The 18,243-nt window shown below is 51.4% G+C and carries 15 protein-coding genes and 1 riboswitch; of the genes, 9 read left to right on the forward strand and 6 right to left on the reverse strand.

Annotation, left to right across the window (positions count from 1 at the left end; all coding sequences use genetic code 11):
• Positions 1 to 21: 21 nt before the first annotated feature.
• From tyrS to ppc, 5 genes are all read right to left on the reverse strand, one after another.
• A complete protein-coding gene (gene tyrS / locus ACTHTY_RS08050; RefSeq protein WP_314575964.1) occupies positions 22 to 1,317 on the reverse strand; it encodes a tyrosine--tRNA ligase in 1,296 nt (431 codons plus the stop codon).
• A 75-nt stretch (positions 1,318 to 1,392) separates the two neighbouring features.
• The gene (locus tag ACTHTY_RS08055; RefSeq protein ID WP_440367165.1) at positions 1,393 to 3,252 is read right to left on the reverse strand and encodes an acyltransferase family protein; all 1,860 of its coding nucleotides are present in this window, start codon (positions 3,250 to 3,252) and stop codon (positions 1,393 to 1,395) included.
• Between the two features lie 486 nt (positions 3,253 to 3,738).
• Complete coding sequence (gene ychF / locus ACTHTY_RS08060) at positions 3,739 to 4,830, reverse strand: redox-regulated ATPase YchF (protein ID WP_049330669.1); 1,092 nt, start codon at positions 4,828 to 4,830, stop codon at positions 3,739 to 3,741.
• Between the two features lie 124 nt (positions 4,831 to 4,954).
• The gene (locus tag ACTHTY_RS08065) at positions 4,955 to 5,344 is read right to left on the reverse strand and encodes a hypothetical protein (protein ID WP_377073645.1); all 390 of its coding nucleotides are present in this window, start codon (positions 5,342 to 5,344) and stop codon (positions 4,955 to 4,957) included.
• Between the two features lie 353 nt (positions 5,345 to 5,697).
• On the reverse strand, positions 5,698 to 8,400 hold the full coding sequence (gene ppc, locus ACTHTY_RS08070; protein WP_440367166.1) for a phosphoenolpyruvate carboxylase: 2,703 nt from the start codon (positions 8,398 to 8,400) through the stop codon (positions 5,698 to 5,700).
• A 187-nt stretch (positions 8,401 to 8,587) separates the two neighbouring features.
• Here ppc and ACTHTY_RS08075 point away from each other — a divergent pair, with 187 nt between their 5' ends.
• The 6 genes from ACTHTY_RS08075 to ACTHTY_RS08100 all read left to right on the forward strand — a co-directional run bounded on the left by ACTHTY_RS08075 (position 8,588) and on the right by ACTHTY_RS08100 (position 13,788).
• On the forward strand, positions 8,588 to 9,052 hold the full coding sequence (locus ACTHTY_RS08075; RefSeq protein ID WP_107867799.1) for a cyclic pyranopterin monophosphate synthase MoaC: 465 nt from the start codon (positions 8,588 to 8,590) through the stop codon (positions 9,050 to 9,052).
• Positions 9,053 to 9,101: 49 nt separating this feature from the next.
• Positions 9,102 to 9,848 (forward strand): HesA/MoeB/ThiF family protein, encoded by a 747-nt coding sequence (locus tag ACTHTY_RS08080; RefSeq protein WP_314511167.1) that lies wholly within the window; start codon positions 9,102 to 9,104, stop codon positions 9,846 to 9,848.
• 186 nt (positions 9,849 to 10,034) lie between these two features.
• Positions 10,035 to 10,379 (forward strand): CidA/LrgA family protein, encoded by a 345-nt coding sequence (locus tag ACTHTY_RS08085; protein ID WP_296184930.1) that lies wholly within the window; start codon positions 10,035 to 10,037, stop codon positions 10,377 to 10,379.
• On the forward strand, positions 10,379 to 11,077 hold the full coding sequence (locus tag ACTHTY_RS08090; RefSeq protein WP_440367168.1) for an LrgB family protein: 699 nt from the start codon (positions 10,379 to 10,381) through the stop codon (positions 11,075 to 11,077). Before ACTHTY_RS08085 ends, ACTHTY_RS08090 begins: the two co-directional genes overlap by 1 nt.
• Positions 11,078 to 11,119: 42 nt before the next feature.
• On the forward strand, positions 11,120 to 12,340 hold the full coding sequence (argJ, locus tag ACTHTY_RS08095; RefSeq protein ID WP_440367170.1) for a bifunctional glutamate N-acetyltransferase/amino-acid acetyltransferase ArgJ: 1,221 nt from the start codon (positions 11,120 to 11,122) through the stop codon (positions 12,338 to 12,340).
• A gap of 77 nt (positions 12,341 to 12,417) precedes the next feature.
• Entirely contained in the window at positions 12,418 to 13,788 is a 1,371-nt protein-coding gene (locus ACTHTY_RS08100; protein ID WP_440367243.1) for a chloride channel protein, read from the forward strand.
• Positions 13,789 to 13,863: 75 nt separating this feature from the next.
• On the opposite strand, the gene ubiB is transcribed toward ACTHTY_RS08100, so the two are convergent.
• Positions 13,864 to 15,375 (reverse strand): ubiquinone biosynthesis regulatory protein kinase UbiB, encoded by a 1,512-nt coding sequence (ubiB, locus tag ACTHTY_RS08105; protein WP_440367172.1) that lies wholly within the window; start codon positions 15,373 to 15,375, stop codon positions 13,864 to 13,866.
• 206 nt (positions 15,376 to 15,581) lie between these two features.
• A riboswitch (glycine riboswitch) is annotated at positions 15,582 to 15,679 on the forward strand.
• A gap of 210 nt (positions 15,680 to 15,889) precedes the next feature.
• Between ubiB and gcvT the strand changes: the two genes are divergently transcribed.
• The 3 genes from gcvT to ACTHTY_RS08120 all read left to right on the forward strand — a co-directional run bounded on the left by gcvT (position 15,890) and on the right by ACTHTY_RS08120 (position 18,195).
• Positions 15,890 to 16,990, forward strand: a complete 1,101-nt coding sequence (gene gcvT, locus ACTHTY_RS08110; protein ID WP_440367174.1) for a glycine cleavage system aminomethyltransferase GcvT — start codon at positions 15,890 to 15,892, stop codon at positions 16,988 to 16,990.
• 147 nt (positions 16,991 to 17,137) lie between these two features.
• The gene (gcvH, locus tag ACTHTY_RS08115) at positions 17,138 to 17,536 is read left to right on the forward strand and encodes a glycine cleavage system protein GcvH (RefSeq protein ID WP_036492952.1); all 399 of its coding nucleotides are present in this window, start codon (positions 17,138 to 17,140) and stop codon (positions 17,534 to 17,536) included.
• A 107-nt stretch (positions 17,537 to 17,643) separates the two neighbouring features.
• A complete protein-coding gene (locus tag ACTHTY_RS08120) occupies positions 17,644 to 18,195 on the forward strand; it encodes a DNA-3-methyladenine glycosylase I (protein ID WP_440367176.1) in 552 nt (183 codons plus the stop codon).
• Positions 18,196 to 18,243: the final 48 nt, after the last annotated feature.

Genomic DNA, 18,243 nt, shown 5'->3' on the forward strand with positions numbered 1-18,243 from the left:
GATGCGTTTAATGTTTCAAGATTATTTCCAAACCAACAAAGCATGGTTGCGTTTGCCGCGGCGGACGATGGTGTATTTGCCGAAACGTTTGTGTTCGTCGGTCAGCATGTAGGCATCGTCAGGTTTTTCAGCGGCATGGTTCGGATTGTTGGCTTCAGCAGGTTTGCCGTTGAGCAAAACCGCTTTGCTGTTTACAAAACCGCGCGCTTCTTTGTTGGAAGATGCCAAACCGGTTTTTACCAAAGTCTCAACCACGTTGAGGCTCTCGGAAACTTCAAAAGTCGGCAGGCCGTCGAGAGCGAGCTGTTCAAAGTCGCTTTCGGTCAGGCTGCTTTGGTCTTCAGCAAACAGGCTTTCAGAAATGCGTTGGGCGGCGGCAAGGGCCTCTTCGCCGTGAATCAGACGGGTCATTTCCTCGGCGAGAATGCGTTGCGCTTCAGGTTTGGTGCCGCTGGCTTTGTCTTTCGCTTCGATGGCATCGATTTCTTCGATGGACAGGAAGGTAAAGTATTTCAGGAATTTATACACATCGGCATCGGCCACTTTCAGCCAGAATTGGTAGAACTGATACGGAGAAGTTTTCTTCGCGTTCAACCATACCGCGCCGCCTTCGGTTTTGCCGAATTTGGTGCCGTCTGATTTGGTTACCAAAGGTAGGGTCAGGCCGAATACTTGTTTTTGGTGCAGACGGCGGGTCAAGTCGATACCGGCAGTGATGTTGCCCCATTGGTCGGAACCGCCGATTTCCAAAACCGCGCCGTGGCGTTTGTTCAATTCGGCAAAGTCGTAGCCTTGCAGCAGGGAGTAGGCGAACTCGGTGAAGGAAATGCCCACATCGTCGCGCTCGATACGCTGTTTGACGGATTCTTTGTTCAGCATGGCATTGACGGAGAAATGCTTGCCGATGTCGCGCAGGAAGTCGAGGCAGTTCATGCTGCCGAACCAGTCGGCATTGTTGGCCATAATGGCCGCGTTGTCGCCGTCAAAGCTTAAGAAAGGGGTCAGTTGGTTGCGGATGCTTTCAACCCAACCGGCAACGGTTTCGGCAGAATTCAAGCTGCGTTCGGCGGCTTTAAAGCTTGGGTCGCCGATCATGCCGGTCGCACCGCCCACCAAAGCAATCGGCGTATGGCCGGCTTGTTGGAAACGGCGCAATGCCAATACAGGCAGCAAGTGGCCGATGTGCAGGCTGTCGGCTGTCGGGTCAAAACCGCAATAGAGGGAAATTTTTTGTTCGTTTAGCAAAGCGTCTAAGGCTTCGATGTCGGTAGTTTGCGCGATTAAGCCACGCGATTGTAGGTCTTTGATGACGCTCATTGATATCTTCCAAAAAAATTAGCAGTTTTACAAACTGCCAATTGTAACAAATTTCATCGGATGAATGGCTATGGCTTACTGAAGAAGCGTGTGTTTTTCAGAAAAACGCTTGGCCAGTTCTCTGCCGCCGTAAGGGTTGATGTGGTCTCTATCGGAATAAACCGGCAATCCGTTGATTTTGAAGTTCTCCGGAATATAGGCAGCGGCATCGATAATGTGCACATTGGCATATTTTTCCGCCAATTCTTTGATGCGTTCATTTCCTTTTGAAGTGACTGTTTCATCAATGGCAAGATTTTGACTAAATCCCGGTATGCGGTAAGACAGAATATAGGCACGTAAGCCGTTGTATGACAGATTAGGGTTGTCTATCATCAGGTAAACCGCTTGTTTTTCCGAAGAAAGTTTTTGCAACATGAGGTCGAATTTTTTGAAAAAATCGGCATCGTAAGCAAGGGAGTGGCTGTTTTCAGGCATTTGGCTGCCCCAGCGCATGGACAAAAGCACTTTTGAGTATTGGGGCAGATGCTCTTTGGCGTATTCATAAACGGCACGGCAGGAGGCGTTTTGCTTGAATACGGGTGCAGCATAATCTTCTACATAGGCACAACTGTCCGCAGAAACCATCGCTGCCGACCATTTTTCTTTTTTGCCGACGGTATCAAAAAACGTTTTATATTGGTCGGCATGGGAATCGCCTAGAATCAGTAATTCCGGCTGTTTGTCGGTATCGCCCCAAATACATTGTTTGTCGGTGTTGTTGTGACAAGAAGTGTAGGAACGCGCCAATCCCATACGGTCGTATTGCTCCATAAACGGAAGCTTTATGGCAAGAAAAGGCGTAATGGCCAAAACAAGCATGGGGGCGGTATAAACCCATGTAACAGATTGGGCAAAAGAGCCTTTCCAGTTTTTAAACGGCTTCTCGACAAAATAATAAGAAAGCAGGGAGAGTACGAACATTAGGGCAATTGCGGCCGCAGTCGAATAAGAAGGCAGATTATTTAAACCGATGTATCTCATAAAAGCCAATACAGGCCAATGCCACAGATACAGTGAATAGGAAATCAAGCCTATGCCGACAGTAATCTTCCATTGGAAAAATTTTTTCAGCCGGTGTTCAAATTGATTGAAATAAATGAATGCGGTGGCGGCCAAACAAGGAATGATGGCGGCAGGCCCCGGAAAATAGGCAGTTTTTTCCGTATAGGTAAACAGGCAGGTAAACAGTACGCATACGGAAAGTAATGCGCCTGCCGCTGCATATTGTTTGCCGGTATCCAGCCCTTGTTGTTGCCGATATTGCATCCACACTGCCGTCAACGAGCCGATCAGCATTTCGCAGGCGCGCAGATGGGGTAGGTAATATTTATCCAGTGCAGTCGGTATAAAAGAAGCTAAAATGCTGAATACGCATAGCGTGATGAGGAAGGCAAACTGAGTGCGCCAGCTTTTGCGGACTACCAGTAACAGCAATATCGGGAAGACGAAATAATATTGTTCTTCGACCGATAAAGACCAAATGTGAAGCAAAGGTTTTTCTTCTTGTATGGGGTCGAAATAACCCTGACCCTTTGCAAAAAAGATATTGGAGATGAACCCCAAGGTGGACAGGGCTGTTCTCCATAAAAGGGAAAAATCATCTTTGGTGAATAAAAGAAAGCCGCATATCAGCGTTACCGTCAATACGGTAAAAAATGCGGGCAATATCCGCTTGATACGGCGGATGTAAAACTTTTTGAACGAAAAAATCCCACTGCTCATTTCACGATGGATAATCATCGTGATCAGAAAGCCGGAAATGACAAAAAAGATATCAACACCAAGAAAGCCGCCAGGCAGCCAGTTTTTTTCAATATGGAAAACGACAACGGATAGAACAGCAACGGCACGCAATGTATCAATATCTGGGCGGTAAGATAAAACTTTGCTCATAATATTTTGATTTTAATTAGTTTATTTTAATGGCGTCGTCTGAAAAGTGATTCCTGCCGAGAATGGCAGCATTTCGGAGATCAGCCATCGTTTGTCAGTACTGGGCAGTTTGTTTGCCTTCTTAGAATGATTGCTGATGATATGCGTTTGAATAGTAATAGATTAGAGTAGGGATACAGTTGATAGTTTCAACATAATATTTAATATGTTGTTTTTATAATGAATCAATACGATGTGGTATTGTTTAATTTTTTATTGTCATATCAATGATATTGTTATTGATGATGTAACCTTGCGCTATTTTTAGGTAAGGCATCGGTAAGAAACGAGAGATTTTAAGAGAGAAAAATTACGGGCCATGCCCGCATTTATTATGGAGATAATGTCTTGTTTTGTTGATATTTCAAGACATGAGGCCGTCTGAAAATAAATTCAGACGGCCTTAATCTTAGAAAAGGCCGTCTGAAAAAAAGCGGTACGCTGGGTTTATACGTTAAACAGGAAGTGCATTACATCGCCGTCTTGTACGACGTATTCTTTGCCTTCTACACGCATTTTGCCAGCTTCTTTGGCTTTTGCTTCGCCGCCTAAAGCGATGAAGTCTTCGTAGGAGATAACTTGGGCACGGATGAAGCCGCGTTCAAAGTCGGTGTGAATCACGCCGGCGGCTTGTGGCGCGGTGTCGCCTTTGTGTATGGTCCAAGCGCGTACTTCTTTGACACCGGCGGTGAAGTAGGTTTGCAGGCCCAAGAGGTCGTAGCCGGCACGAATCAGGCGGTTCAGGCCCGGTTCTTCCAAGCCCATTTCAGCGAGGAATTCGGCTTTTTCGTCGTCTTCCAATTCGGCGATTTCGCTTTCCATTGCGGCGCAAACGGCCACAACCGGCGCGTTTTCTTTTGCAGCCAATTCTTTCAGGCGGTCGAGGTGCGGGTTGTTTTCAAAACCGTCTTCGGAAACGTTGCCGACGTACATGGCGGGTTTGGCAGTCAGCAGGAACAGCGGTTTGAGCATGGCGAGTTCTTCTGCGTCCAAACCGAAGGAGCGTACAGGCTTGCCTTCGTCCAGATGAGGCAGCAGTTTTTTGCACAGATCGACCAGTTTTTGCGCGTCTTTGTCACCTGAGCGTGCGCGTTTTTCTTCGCGGACGATGGCTTTTTCGACGCTGGCCAAGTCAGCCAGTGCCAACTCGGTGCCGATGGTTTCGATGTCGGCAATCGGATCGACTTTGCCTGCAACGTGGACGATGTTGTCGTCGTCAAAGCAACGTACGACGTTAACAATTGCGTCAGTTTCGCGGATGTTGGCGAGGAACTGGTTGCCCAAACCTTCACCTTTGCTCGCGCCTGCAACCAAACCGGCGATATCGACAAATTCGACGATGGCAGGCTGCATTTTTTGCGGATTGACGATTTTTGCCAATTCAGCCATACGCGGATCGGGGACTTCAACGATGCCGACGTTGGGTTCGATGGTACAGAAAGGATAGTTTGCCGCTTCGATACCCGATTGGGTCAGCGCGTTAAAGAGGGTGGATTTGCCGACGTTGGGCAAACCGACGATGCCGCATTTCAAGCTCATGGTTTTTCCTGAAAAGATAAAAGTTTAACGGCGGATTATAGCATATTGTGGGGGTACTCAAAACAGCCGCAATGCTGGTGTGTTCTTATGATAAAAGGCCGTCTGAAAAAAGAGGGGTAGGCATTCAGCTTATTGTTCTTCCGAAGAATGAGTAAATGAATAAAGCCGTTAAATAAAACAATTTTTCAGACAGGAGGCTTAAGATCAAACCCAAAAGAATGCCCAGTACCCAATAAATCATCTGCCGGTGTTTCGGGTTGGATGCGGTACGTAACATTTTGAAATACAAAACCAGACAGCCGAACATGCAGATTGTTTGAAACAGAATGAGGGGGAGGCTGTCAATGGCTCCGGAAATCGAATCATGAAGGATGATTATCCCTATGCGTATGCATAAATAAATTAAAGCCGAGCCTGCCGCCGAATGCCCAAAAGGGACGGGCGTGTCGGATGAATCGGGTGTTTTGTGGGGCTGAAGCCTGCCGAATAACAAGATAAATACAATGTCAAACATAATGATAGTTGCCTTGGTGTGAGATGTTTTTGTTTTTCAGACGGCCTCAGGGTTGTCTGAAAGCGTATTGTGCGGCGATATGCGATGGTGCCGCAGTAAGGTATGTCAGTAGGTCGACCATCCACCATGCTGAAGCAGTTGCCATACTTAAGTGAACATATTGATTTAGCAGAGGGTTATCTGCTATTTCTCCAAATAGTCTGAAATACAGGGTAAGTTAAATGAATAGGGTCAGAGTGGCAAGCAGGTTGAGAAACAGTATGGAGTTTGTGGGTAAATACTTTGCCGCGGTTCGCAGTTAGTTTAAAGGCCGTCTGAAAAACTGTTTCAGACGGCCTTTTTTCCGTACTGACTTAACCGGTATTACGCAAACCTTGCGCCACGCCGTTGATGGTCAGGTGAACCATCAGCAGTGCGTGCGGATTATCGGGCTCTTTGCGCAGGCGTTTGAGCATGGCGACTTGCAGGCCATTGAGGGCGTTCAGGTATGGAATCCTCAAGGCAAGCGAACGGGCGAGACTGCGGTTGTCGCGCAGGAGCTCTTCGGTTTGCAGCAAGTCGAGCAGTGCTTTGCGGCTGCGTTGGTATTCTTCCTTGATCATGCCGAAGATGACCTTTGCTTTATCGGGCGATTCGCTCAAGCCGGCATAGTTTTCCGCCAAAGTGATGTCGGTTTTCGCCATCACTTGCTCCATATTGGAGAGCATGGCTTGGAAGAATGGGTTGCTTTGGGCGTGTTCGCGCAGGGCGGCCAGTGTGTCGGGTTTGCCTTCGCACAAGGTTTCCACTGCGCTGCCGAAACCGTACCAAGCCGGCAGCATGAGGCGGTTTTGCATCCATGAGAATACCCACGGAATTGCACGTAAGTCTTGAATCCGCGCCAGGGTTTTGCGGCTGGCGGGACGGCTGCCGAGGTTGAGGGTGGCGATTTCCTGAATCGGGCTGGTTTGCAGGAAGTAGTCGATGAAGTCGGGGTGGGTAATCAGTTCACGGTAGTATTTGAACGATACGTCCGACAAATCCTGCATCAGTTTGGCATCAGGGTCTTTTTTATCCGGCAGGATGCTGGCTTCCAAAGTCGCGGCAACCAAGGTTTCCAAGTTGCGTTGGGCGTTGCCAGGGTCGGCGTATTTTGCGGTAATGACTTCGCCTTGCTCGGTAATGCGGATTTGTCCGGCAACGCTGCCTGCAGGTTGTGCCAAGATGGCTTGGTAAGAAGGGCCGCCGCCGCGACCTACGCTGCCGCCGCGGCCGTGGAACAAGCGCATACGGACATCGTATTTTTTGAAAAGTTCGACCAAGCCCAACTCTGCCTGATACAGACACCATGAGCTGGTAACGTAGCCGCCGTCTTTGTTGGAGTCGGAGTAGCCGAGCATGATTTCTTGGATGTTGCCGCGGCTTTCGAGCAGGGCATCATACCAGTCGAGGCGGAACATGGTTTCCATGACCGGACAGGCGTTTTCGAGCGCTTCGATGGTTTCAAACAGAGGCACGATGTTGATGCGGCTGTGCGGTTTGCCGTTTTCCACCACCAACAGGCCGCTTTCTTTCAGCAGCAATGCCAAGGCGAGCAGGTCGCTGGGTTGTTCGCAGTTGGAAATAATGCTTTGTGTAACGGCATCTTCACCGAATTCGTCTTTGATTTTGCGCGCTTCGTTGAAAATTGCCAGTTCGTGACGGGTATGGTCGCTGTATGTGATGAACGGGCTGTACAGCGGACGTTGATGGCTCAACTCGCGCAACAGGGCGGCTTGTTTTTGCTCTTCGTTCAGGCTGTTGTAGTCTTCCAAGCCTGCGTGTTGGAAAAGCTCGGCAACCACATCGGCGTGTTTGCCTGCGTGTTGGCGCAGGTCGAGCGGCATCATGTGGAAGCCGAACACGGACACGCTGCGGATAATGTCGGACAGACGGCCTTCTGCCAGCAGTTGGCTGCCGTTTTCGTGGAGCGAGCGTTGCAGTTTTTTCAGGTCGTTGAGGAATTCTTCAACCGTGGCATAAGGCTCGAGGAAGCCGAATTTGCAGCCCATGCCCAAACCTAGTGAGCGTGCCTTGCCCATGGCGCGTGCCATGATGTAGGCGATGGCGCGGCGGTAGGGTTCTTCGGTGCGGGCGATTTCTTCGTCAGGTGAGAGGGCGGCCAGTGCCATCACGTCGTCGTTGACTTTGACGCGGCGGATGGAGAGCGGCAATTCGCGGTAGAGTTTGTCGAGTTCGCCACGATAGAAACGGAACACTGCGTCGGCATGCCGTCTGAACGCAAAACGCAAGGTTTCGGCAGAAACAAACGGGTTGCCGTCGCGGTCGCCGCCGATCCAGCCGCCGATTTTAAGGATATTCGGAACGCGGACGCCGGGATAGGCCGTCTGAAAATCGCGTTCCATCGTGCGGTAGAGTTTGGGCAGGGCTTCAAAGAAGCTCATTGGGAAGATGGATACACCGTTGTTGATCTCGTCGTTGACGCTGAGTTTGTGGCGGCGCGTTTCGCTGGTCTGCCACAAGCCCAAAAGGACTGTGTCGATTTCGCGGCGTAACTGAGCCAGCGCATCAGGATTGGTGCAGCGTTCGCGTTGCGGCAGCAGCGCGCGGATGCGGCGGTTGAAGCTCAAGACGGTTTGGCGTTGCACTTCGGTCGGGTGCGCGGTCAAAACGGCGGTAACGACTGTGTTGTCCAGTTGTTGTTGCAACGCTTTGCCGTTGACTTTTCCGGCCTTGAGTTTACGCACGGTTTCCGTCAGGCTGCCTTCGGCACTGTTGTGTCCGGCCTCTTCGTGGATTTGGCGGCGGCGTTCGTGGTGCACGTCTTCGGCGATGTTCAAAATCTGTGCGAACAGGCCGCAGGCCAAGGTTAAATCGTGGGTTTGTTGTTCGTCCAATTGCGGCAACACCTTTTCAATCAAGGCAGCGCTGTCGTCTGAAGTCGATAATAACTTAACGGTTTCGACCACCAAAGGCGACGCTTCCTCATGCAGCAGATTGAAAAGAGACTGTTTTAAAAATTCCGCATCCGCTGCCAAAGCGGCATCTTTGGGATTGTTTAAGATATGCAGTTGCATGATTTTTCTCTTATTTAAATGTTAATTTGGGTTTGTCCTGAATCCATTGTATAGCAAATTTTTGTAAACTGCCAATGCTGCCGTCCGATACATTTCAAACCAGAAAACGGCCGTCTGTATCCGCCGCGTGGTCGCTGTCTGTAAAATGCCGTAAAATATTGCTCATCAAAACAGAGGCGAGAAACCCATGATTGAATTTCCCAACCAGCCCGATTTTCCTGAGCAACATACCGCCGTCGCCGTCGGCACCATCAACATGAGCCAGCAGGCGATACGGGTGTTGATAGAGAATGCCACCGAAAAGGCAAGTATCCTGACCATCGCCCGCGTTGCCGCCATTCAGAGCATCAAACAGACCGCCAACCTGATTCCGCTGCACCTGCCCGGACGCATCATCGGCGTGCAGGTTGATTTCGATATTAACGTTGAGCTGGCCTGCTTGAAGGCCACGCTGACTGTCCAAGCGAACAGCAACGGCAGCATTGCCACCGAAGCCCTGACTGGCCTCAATTTGGCTCTCTTGAGCGTTTACGACATGATGAAAGACGTTGACCGCAATATGATGCTCAGCGGCATCCGCCTCGAATCCGAGACCAGCAGCGAAGGCCGTCCTTTCCTGTTTGACAACGCCTACGAAAATATTAATTTCTAAATCACTCAGGCCGTCTGAACATTGGGTTTCAGACGGCCTTATTGTTATGATGAACGATCAACAACTTTTGCGGTTCAGCCGCCATATCCTGCTTGATGAAATCGGTATCGAAGGCCAAGAAAAACTTTTGGCCGCCCATGTGTTTGTTGTCGGTTGCGGCGGGCTGGGTGCGGCGGCCTTGCCGTATCTTGCCGCCGCCGGTATCGGCCGCCTGACGATTGCCGATGCCGATACCATCGACGAGACCAACCTTCAACGCCAAATCACGTTTACCGAAGCCGACATCGGCAAAAACAAAGCTTTGGTCATGCAAGGCCGTCTGAAACAGATCAACAGCCAAACACACATTACAGCCATTGCCGAATTTCTCGATGAGGCTAAGCTTGTCGAATTGGCAAACGCCGCCGACATCATCCTCGATTGTTCCGACAATTATCCCACGCGCCAAGCGGTCAACCGCGCCGCCGTTGCTACGCGCACGCCTTTAGTTTCCGCCGCGGCCGTCGGCTTTGACGGACAAATTGCCGTGTACCGTCCCGATCTTCCCGATACGCCCTGCTATGCCTGCCTGTTTGACGGCGAACAAGCCAGCGATGGTGCTTGTGCATTGTTCGGCGTTTTTTCGCCATTGGTCGGCGTTATCGGAACGACCCAAGCCGCCGAAGCGCTTAAAGTGCTGATCGGTATCGGTGTGCCGTCGCACGGCAAACTTTCCACCTATAACGCGTTGAGCGGAAAATGGCAGCAATACGGGGTGAGACGTAATCCCGAATGCCCGGTTTGCAGCGGCCGTTAAAGACAAAAAGCAGGGTAGGGGTTTCGACATTGCCTAAGTCAATCCGCTAGAGTAATCATACTTATCTTTCATTAAACTTGTAGGAAGGCGTTTCTTCCCTTTTCAGACGGCCTGTGGCACGATATGATTCAATGATTAATAAATTTTTTGAGGCCGTCTGAAAAAGGATAAGGAGAAACCGGCTTAATGAATATTATTCGTGCCTTATTGGTGGTATTGGGTTGCCTGGCTTTGGGCGAGGCAACCGTTTGGATTTTGGGGTTGAAGCTGCCGGGCAGTATTGTCGGCATGGGTTTGCTGTTTGCTGCGCTTCAGGCCGGCTGGGTCAAATTGTCTTGGGTGGGGGAACTGGCAGACATTTTGATGGCAAACCTGACTTTGTTTTTGGTGCCGCCTTGCGTGGCCGTCATCAGCTATTTGGATGTGATTGCAAACGACTGGTTTTCGATTTTGACGGCCACAATCGGCAGTACGATCTGCGTATTGTTGGTAACCGGCAAAGTGCATGAGTGGGTCAGGAGGTGGATGTGATGAATATAGACGGGCTGTTGCGCATGCCCTCGGTCATGCTGTTCCTGACTTTGGCCGTATATGCTTTGGCAGTGCAGATTCGGGCGCGCACGGGGAATGTGCTGTGTAATCCGGTATTGATCAGTACGCTGGTGTTGATGGGGTATTTGAAGGTATTTGCCATCGATTACAAGCTGTATCACGATGCGGCGCAGTTTATCGATTTTTGGTTGAAACCGGCGGTCGTATTGCTGGCCGTGCCGCTTTATCGAAATTGGGACCGTATCCGCAGCCAGTGGTTGCCGGTGGTGTTGTCGCAATTGGCGGGCAGCGTGACGGGCATTGTTACGGGCGTGTATTTCGCCAAATGGCTGGGCGCGTCGCGCGATGTGGTTTTGTCGTTGGCTTCCAAATCGGTGACCAACCCGATTGCGATTGAAATCACGGCATCGGTCGGCGGTATTCCGGCGATTACGGCGGCAACGGTGATTATTGCCGGACTTTTTGGCCAGATGGCCGGATATAAAGTGTTGAAAGGGGCGTTGTATATGCCTTCTTCAGTGGGAATGTCTTTGGGTACGGCCTCACATGCGATGGGTATTGCGGCGTCATTGGAATACGGCCGCCGTATGGCTGCATATGCTGGCTTGGGCTTGACGCTCAACGGCGTATTGACGGCGGTATTGGTGCCTATCTTGATTCCCTTATTGGGCGTATAGCGTTTAGGCCGTCTGAAAATAGTGTAAACAGGAGAGAATGATATGGCTGTAAATTTGACTGAAAAACGTGCAGACGAATTGTTGGAAATCGACGGCATCCGTCTGTTTACAGGTCGCGCCGGCATCAAGCAACAAGACCGCGACGATTTGACGCTGATGGTGTTGGGCGGCGGACATACAGTGGGCGCGGTGTTTACGCAAAACCGTTTCTGCGCCGCGCCGGTGCATATCGCCAAGTCGCATCTGTTTGACCAAGACGGCGTGTGTGCCTTAGTCATCAATACGGGTAATGCCAATGCGGGTACCGGCGCACAAGGCCGTCTGGACGCGATTAAAGTGTGCGCGGCGGTGGCAGAGCAGGTCGGCTGCCAATCCAATCAAATCATGCCGTTTTCGACCGGCGTGATTTTAGAACCCTTGCCTGTGGATAAAATCGTGGCCGCTTTGCCGCAAGTGCGCCCTGCATTCTGGTCGGATGCGGCGCGTGCCATCATGACGACGGATACTGTACCGAAAGCCGTTTCACGCACGGGCTTGGTCGGCGAGAAACACGCAGTCCGTGCTACCGGTATCGCCAAAGGCTCGGGCATGATTCATCCGAACATGGCGACCATGTTGTCGTTTATCGCTACCGATGCCAAAGTGTCCCAACCGATTTTGCAGCTGATGACGCAAGAAATCGCAGACGAAAGTTTCAATACGATTACCGTGGACGGCGATACCAGTACCAACGACAGCTTCGTGATTATGGCGACAGGCCGTTGCGGTCAGAGCGAAATCGACAATACCGCCGATCCGCGCTACGCGCAGCTCAAAGCCTTGCTCGGTTCGCTGGCTTTGGAATTGGCGCAGGCGATTGTCCGTGATGGCGAGGGTGCGACCAAGTTCATCACGGTTGAAGTGCAAAACGCGAAAACCCGCGAAGAGGCGCGCAAAGTGGCTTATACCGTCGCCCATTCGCCTTTGGTGAAAACCGCTTTCTTTGCCTCCGACCCGAACTTGGGCCGTCTGTTGGCAGCCGTCGGCTATGCCGGTATTGAAGACTTGGACGTCGATGCTTTGAAAATGTGGCTGGATGACGTGTTGGTTGCTGAAAACGGCGGCCGCGCGGAAAGCTATACCGAAGAAGCCGGACAAGCGGTGATGAACCGTCCGGAAATCACCGTCCGCATCGATTTGCAACGCGGCGATACGACGGCGGCTGTTTATACCTGCGATTTGTCGCACGAATATGTGTCGATTAACGCGGATTACCGTTCTTAAAAACCTTTATCCTTGTTTTCAGACGGCCTTTGAGAAAAGTATCAAGGCCGTCTGAACACATTGACTGCGTGTTTATGATGAAATTTCCACAGACTTGGGCGGCGCGCCTCGCCCACAAAATCCGCCAAACCAAACGCCTGTCGAAAAAGAGCATTGCCCTTCTGTTTTTGCTGGCAGGCTCGGCGCTGGTTGCCCTGACGGCTTTGATGTTTGCGTACTTGGCGGATTTGGCTTTGGAATGGAACGCTTTGTTGGTGGGAAAATATCCGTGGTTTGCGTGGGTGGCTTTGCCGCTGGGTTTGCCGCTTTTGGCATGGTTTACGCGCAAATTTGCGCCGTACACTTCCGGCAGCGGTATTCCGCAGGTTATCGCTTCTTTGTCTTTGCCTTATGGTGCACAGAAAACCCGTCTGATTCGTCTGGGCGAAACCTTTTTCAAAATTCCGCTGACGTTTTGCGCCATGCTGTTGGGTGCGTCTGTCGGCAGGGAAGGGCCGTCTGTACAAGTGGGCGCAGCGGTGATGAACGCTTGGGGCGCGTGGTGTAAAAAGCACGGGCTGGCGTTTAGGGGCATGCAGGAAAACGATTTGATTGCCGCAGGTGCGGCGGGCGGTTTGGCGGCGGCGTTTAACGCGCCTTTGGCCGGTGTGGTCTTTGCCATCGAAGAATTGGGGCGTGGCGTGATTTTGCGTTGGGAACGCCAAATCCTGATGGGTGTGTTGGCAGCCGGTTTCATTCAAGTGGCAATACAGGGCAACAACCCGTATTTTTCAGGGTTTCAAGGGCATGAGCTGCCAAACATGCTGATGTGGGCTGCGGTGTCGGGCATCGTCTGCGGCGTGGCAGGCGGATTGTTCGGCAGCTTTTTGTATCGCGGCGCGGCGGCATTCGCACCGGTACGCTGGCGCAGTTTCATCCGCCGCCATTTGTTGGTGGTCGCCTTTGTGATGGGTATTTTGCTGGCGCTGCTCGGCACGTTTTATCAAGGCAAAACCTATGGCACGGGCTATCACGAAGCCGCAGCCGCACTCAAAGGCGCGTATGAAGCGCCGTTCGGTTTGGCCGCCGCAAAATGGGCGGCAACCGTGTTCAGCTATTGGGCAGGCATTCCCGGTGGCATCTTCACGCCGTCGTTAACCATCGGAGCGATGATAGGTGAACACATGGCTTCTTTCGCGCAACTGGGTGACGCGTCCAATGTCGCGGTTTTGCTCTGCATGGCCGCATTCCTTGCCGCTGCGACCCAATCGCCGTTGACCGCCGCCGTGGTGGTAATGGAAATGACGGGCGGACAGAATTTATTGTTTTGGATGCTGCTGACTTGCATCTTCGCTTCGCAAGTCTCGCGCCAATTCTCGCCGCATCCGTTTTACCATGCCGCAGGTTTGCGCTTCAGACGGCATATCGAAGCCGAAAGCGGATATGTTCAGCACGAGAAAAAAGAATAGATTGGCATATAAAAGGCCGTCTGAAAACTAAATTTCAGACGGCCTTTGTTATGTCGTTTAAAGCTGTATTACGGTTTACTTAAACAGCAAAATCAGCAACAAAACAACCGCAATGACACCCAGCCACAGGCTTTGGCGTTGCTGTACTTTGACCAGATGCACATAGGCATCGCGCATTTCCTGTTGGCGGTTTTCATCAACCAGCGCACTGATTTTACGCGGCAGGGAAGGGATGATTTGCGCCCAGTCGGGGGCTTCGTTTTTGAGGTTGCGCCAAAGGGCTTTGGGGCCAACCTGTTCGTTCATCCAGCGCACCAAAAACGGTTTGGCGGTTTTCCACAAGTCCAAATCGGGATCGAGTTGGCGGCCCAAGCCTTCGATGTTGAGCAGCGTTTTTTGCAGCAATACCAGCTGCGGTTGGATTTCGACATTGAAGCGGCGGCTGACTTCAAACAGGCGCATCAGCACCAAGCCGAAGGAAATCTGCGAAATCGGTTTGTTGAACACAGGCTCGCACACGGCTCGGACAGCGGCTTCCAATTCTTCCGCACGCGTGTCGGCAGGTACCCAGCCCGATTCGATATGGGCGGTGGCGACGCGGTGGTAATCGCGGTTGAAGAAGGCGAGGAAGTTGATGGCGAGATAGCGTTTGTCGTAATCGGTCAGCGTACCGACGATGCCGAAATCGAGGGCGATGTAACGGTTGTCGGCGGCGACCAGAATATTGCCGGGGTGCATATCCGCATGGAAAAAGCCGTCGCGGAAAACTTGCGTGAAGAAGATTTCCACGCCGTAATCGGCAAGTTTGTGCAAATCAATGCCGTCTGCTTTGAGTTTGGCGATATCGGATACCGGCGTGCCGTCCATCCATTCGATGGTCAGCACGTCGCTGGTGCAGTAGTCGTAAAACACCTTCGGCACAATCAGCATATCGCTGTTTTGGAAATTGCGTCCGAGCTGGCTGGCATTGGCGGCTTCGCGCATCAAGTCCAATTCGTCGTGCAGGTATTTATCAAATTCGGCCACCACTTCGCGCGGCTTCAAACGCTTGCCGTCTGAAAACAAACGTTCCACCCAGCCTGCACCAAAGCGCATCAGCGACAAATCCTGTTCGATAACGGGCAAAAGGTTCGGGCGCAAGACTTTCACGGCGACCTGTTCGCCCGAATGCAGGCGGGCTTTGTGTACCTGGGCGATGGATGCGCTTGCGACAGGCTCGGTTTCAAATTCCGCGTATAAAGTGTCGATGGATTGGCCTAAAGATTTTTCGATTTGCGAGCGCGAAAGCTGCGCGTCAAACGGCGGCACTTTGTCTTGCAGCCTTGCCAGTTCGACCGCGTGATCATGCGGAATCAAATCGGGGCGCGTGGACAATACCTGTCCGAATTTGATGAAAATCGGCCCCAGGCTTTCCAAAGCCAAACGCAGGCGCACGGCAGGCGTCTCGTGTTTGAACTTGGACGACTGCGGCAGCATATTGAGGAAAGTCCGCGCCCAACCTGGACGGACCAGCGAGGCAATCAGCTCGGCAAGGCGGTAGCGGTAGAGCGTGCAGAGGATGGTTTTAATGCGTTTGAGGCGGTTCATGATGGACGCAGATAAATCGAAAAAACAGAATTATATAGGAAAAACGGGTAAGGGCTTCAGACGGCCTGAGACTTTTGCAAAAACATTTGCCGCATAGCTAACAATTTTATAAAGGCTCAGGTTTTGCCGCCCCAATAAAAAGACGGATATTCACATCATAAATATTCGTCGGCTACTTGCCCAAACTGCCGATTCAAGACATAATCGGGAAATGTGCAGGAGAGTGTTACACCCAACTACAATGTAACCACCGAAGGCGCAGACACCCTTAAATCGCTCAGGTATCAGGGACTGCACATTGAAACAAACAATCTGGAGAGCGGCGTTAGAATAACGTCCACCGAAGGGGAGAAGGCCGTCTGAACCACCATTCAGACAACCGCGCAAAGCAGTGAGCAGACTGGTTTGCCATCATGCGGATATGGCCGAAAATCTCAGGTTCAAGGACAGATAGGGTCATCCGCGCACAGGTGCGCGGGCGGCATCTGAACAAAAAATCCGGAGAAACTTGAGAATGACTGCTCTGAAAACCACCCCATTTCATCAAGCCCATCAAGATGCAGGCGCAAAGCTGGTAGATTTTGCCGGCTGGGAGCTGCCCATCCATTATGGTTCACAAATCGCCGAACACGAAGCCGTGCGTACCGACGCCGGTATGTTTGACGTATCCCATATGCTCGTTACCGACGTAGCAGGCGCAAATGCCAAAGCCTTTTTCCGCAAACTGATTGCCAACGATGTCGCCAAACTCGCTTTTGTCGGCAAAGCCCTTTATTCCGCTTTGCTCAACGACAACGGCGGTGTGATTGACGACTTGATCGTTTACCGCACCAACGAGGCCGAAACCCAATACCGCATCGTGTCCAACGGCGCGACCCGCGAAAAAGACACGGCGCAATTCCACAAAGTCGGACAAGAGTTCGGCGTTGCCTTCAATCCGCGCTACGACCTCGGCATGCTTGCCGTACAAGGCCCGAAAGCCATCGAAAAACTCCTGACCGTCAAACCTGAATGGACAGACGTGATTCACGGCCTCAAACCGTTCCAAGGTGCAGACTTGGGCAACGACTGGTTTGTCGCCCGCACCGGCTATACCGGCGAAGACGGCGTCGAAGTGATTCTGCCGGGCACTGAAGCCGTCGCATTCTTCAAAGCCCTGCAAGCAGCAGGCGTACAGCCTTGCGGCCTCGGCGCACGCGACACCCTGCGCATGGAAGCCGGTATGAACCTCTACGGCAACGATATGGATGACAATACCAGCCCGCTCGAAGCAGGCATGGGTTGGACCGTTGATTTGAAAGACGAAAGCCGCGATTTCGTCGGCAAAGCCGCCTTGCTGGCATTGAAAGAAAAAGGCGTTGCCGTGAAACAGGTCGGCCTGTTGCTCGAAAAAGGCGGCATCCTGCGCGCGCATATGGAAGTGTTGACCGACAAAGGTCAAGGCGAAACCACCAGCGGCGTATTCTCTCCAAGCCTGAAACAATCCATCGCCATCGCGCGCGTACCGAAAGACTTTGACGGCGATACCGCCAAAGTCCTGATTCGCGGCAAAGAAGTGGACGTACGCGTACTGAAGCTGCCGTTTGTCCGCAACGGTCAAAAACAGTTTGATTAATATCGGTTCAGACGGCCTTTATTTGTTAAGGGCCGTCTGAAAGCAGGTTTTAATTGTCGTCCGATACGGACGTTTGTAGAAAGTATTGAACAAGGCATCTGTGGATATTGATTCATGAAGATGCCGTCTGAAAATAACCCCCTATCAATGGAGTATCAAACCATGAGCAACATCCCAGCAGAACTGAAATACGTTGCCAGCCACGAATGGCTGCGCCTTGAAGAAGACGGTACCATTACCGTCGGCATTACCCATCACGCGCAAGAGCTGTTGGGCGACATCGTGTTTGTCGAGCTGCCAGAAGTCGGCGCAAACCTGGCTGCCGAAGAGCAAGCTGGTGTGGTTGAGTCTGTAAAAGCCGCATCTGACGTGTACGCGCCGATTGCAGGCGAAGTCGTTGCCGTCAACGAAGATTTGCCAAGCGCGCCGGAAACTGCCAACAGCGACCCTTACGGCGCAGGCTGGTTCTTCAAAATCAAACCTGCCAACCCTGCCGATTACGACGGTCTGCTGACTGCCGAACAATACGCAGGCGAAGTAGCTTGATTTTTGCAAACATCCAAACAGGTTTTTTATCTGTTTGATATTGCAGGTCTTAGGTCGTCTGAAAAATGCTTTCAGACGGCCTTTGTTTCAATTTTCCCTCAGCAAACATGAATTACTGCGAATTTGTCGCCACGCTTCCTGACGATACGGACAACCCCAACAAACATTATCACGACACGCAATACGGTTTTCCGATTGAGGACGACAATGAATTGTTTGAGCGGCTGGTGTTGGAAATCAATCAGGCAGGATTGAGCTGGACGCTGATGCTGAAGAAGCAACAGGCATTTCAGACGGCATTTAAAGGTTTTGACATCGATGCGGTTGCCGCATTTGATGAAGCCGATATTGAGCGACTGCTTGCTGATGCAGGCATCGTCCGCAACCGCCTGAAAATCAACGCAGCCATTTATAACGCGCAACAAATCAAACAAATACGGCAAGAATACGGTTCATTCAAAAACTGGCTGGATACACACCATCCGCTCGACAAGGCTGAATGGGTGAAGCTGTTTAAAAAACATTTCAAATTTGTCGGCGGCGAAATTGTCGGCGAATTTCTGATGAGTACCGGCTACCTGCCCGGCGCGCATGTGGCAACCTGTCCGGTTTATAGGGAAATATTGGCATGTCGTCCAAAGTGGGCAGAGGCCGTCTGAAACAACATCTGCAAGAAAAAACAGTGTTGATATCGATAACACCGAAGG

This window comes from Neisseria sp. P0019.S002 (genome assembly GCF_051957155.1).
Classification (GTDB): Bacteria; Pseudomonadota; Gammaproteobacteria; order Burkholderiales; family Neisseriaceae; genus Neisseria; species Neisseria perflava.

Excerpts from the sequence above, each read along its gene's own strand:
- ppc (WP_440367166.1), bottom strand. The coding sequence starts at position 8,400 with ATGCAACTGCATATCTTAAACAATCCCAAAGATGCCGCTTTGGCAGCG.
- gcvT (WP_440367174.1), top strand. The coding sequence starts at position 15,890 with ATGACTGCTCTGAAAACCACCCCATTTCATCAAGCCCATCAAGATGCA.
- tyrS (WP_314575964.1), bottom strand. The coding sequence starts at position 1,317 with ATGAGCGTCATCAAAGACCTACAATCGCGTGGCTTAATCGCGCAAACT.
- ychF (WP_049330669.1), bottom strand. The coding sequence starts at position 4,830 with ATGAGCTTGAAATGCGGCATCGTCGGTTTGCCCAACGTCGGCAAATCC.
- ACTHTY_RS08075 (WP_107867799.1), top strand. The coding sequence starts at position 8,588 with ATGATTGAATTTCCCAACCAGCCCGATTTTCCTGAGCAACATACCGCC.
- argJ (WP_440367170.1), top strand. The coding sequence starts at position 11,120 with ATGGCTGTAAATTTGACTGAAAAACGTGCAGACGAATTGTTGGAAATC.
- ACTHTY_RS08120 (WP_440367176.1), top strand. The coding sequence starts at position 17,644 with ATGAATTACTGCGAATTTGTCGCCACGCTTCCTGACGATACGGACAAC.
- ACTHTY_RS08080 (WP_314511167.1), top strand. The coding sequence starts at position 9,102 with ATGAACGATCAACAACTTTTGCGGTTCAGCCGCCATATCCTGCTTGAT.
- ACTHTY_RS08090 (WP_440367168.1), top strand. The coding sequence starts at position 10,379 with ATGAATATAGACGGGCTGTTGCGCATGCCCTCGGTCATGCTGTTCCTG.
- ubiB (WP_440367172.1), bottom strand. The coding sequence starts at position 15,375 with ATGAACCGCCTCAAACGCATTAAAACCATCCTCTGCACGCTCTACCGC.
- ACTHTY_RS08065 (WP_377073645.1), bottom strand. The coding sequence starts at position 5,344 with ATGTTTGACATTGTATTTATCTTGTTATTCGGCAGGCTTCAGCCCCAC.
- gcvH (WP_036492952.1), top strand. The coding sequence starts at position 17,138 with ATGGAGTATCAAACCATGAGCAACATCCCAGCAGAACTGAAATACGTT.
- ACTHTY_RS08100 (WP_440367243.1), top strand. The coding sequence starts at position 12,418 with ATGAAATTTCCACAGACTTGGGCGGCGCGCCTCGCCCACAAAATCCGC.
- ACTHTY_RS08085 (WP_296184930.1), top strand. The coding sequence starts at position 10,035 with ATGAATATTATTCGTGCCTTATTGGTGGTATTGGGTTGCCTGGCTTTG.
- ACTHTY_RS08055 (WP_440367165.1), bottom strand. The coding sequence starts at position 3,252 with ATGAGCAAAGTTTTATCTTACCGCCCAGATATTGATACATTGCGTGCC.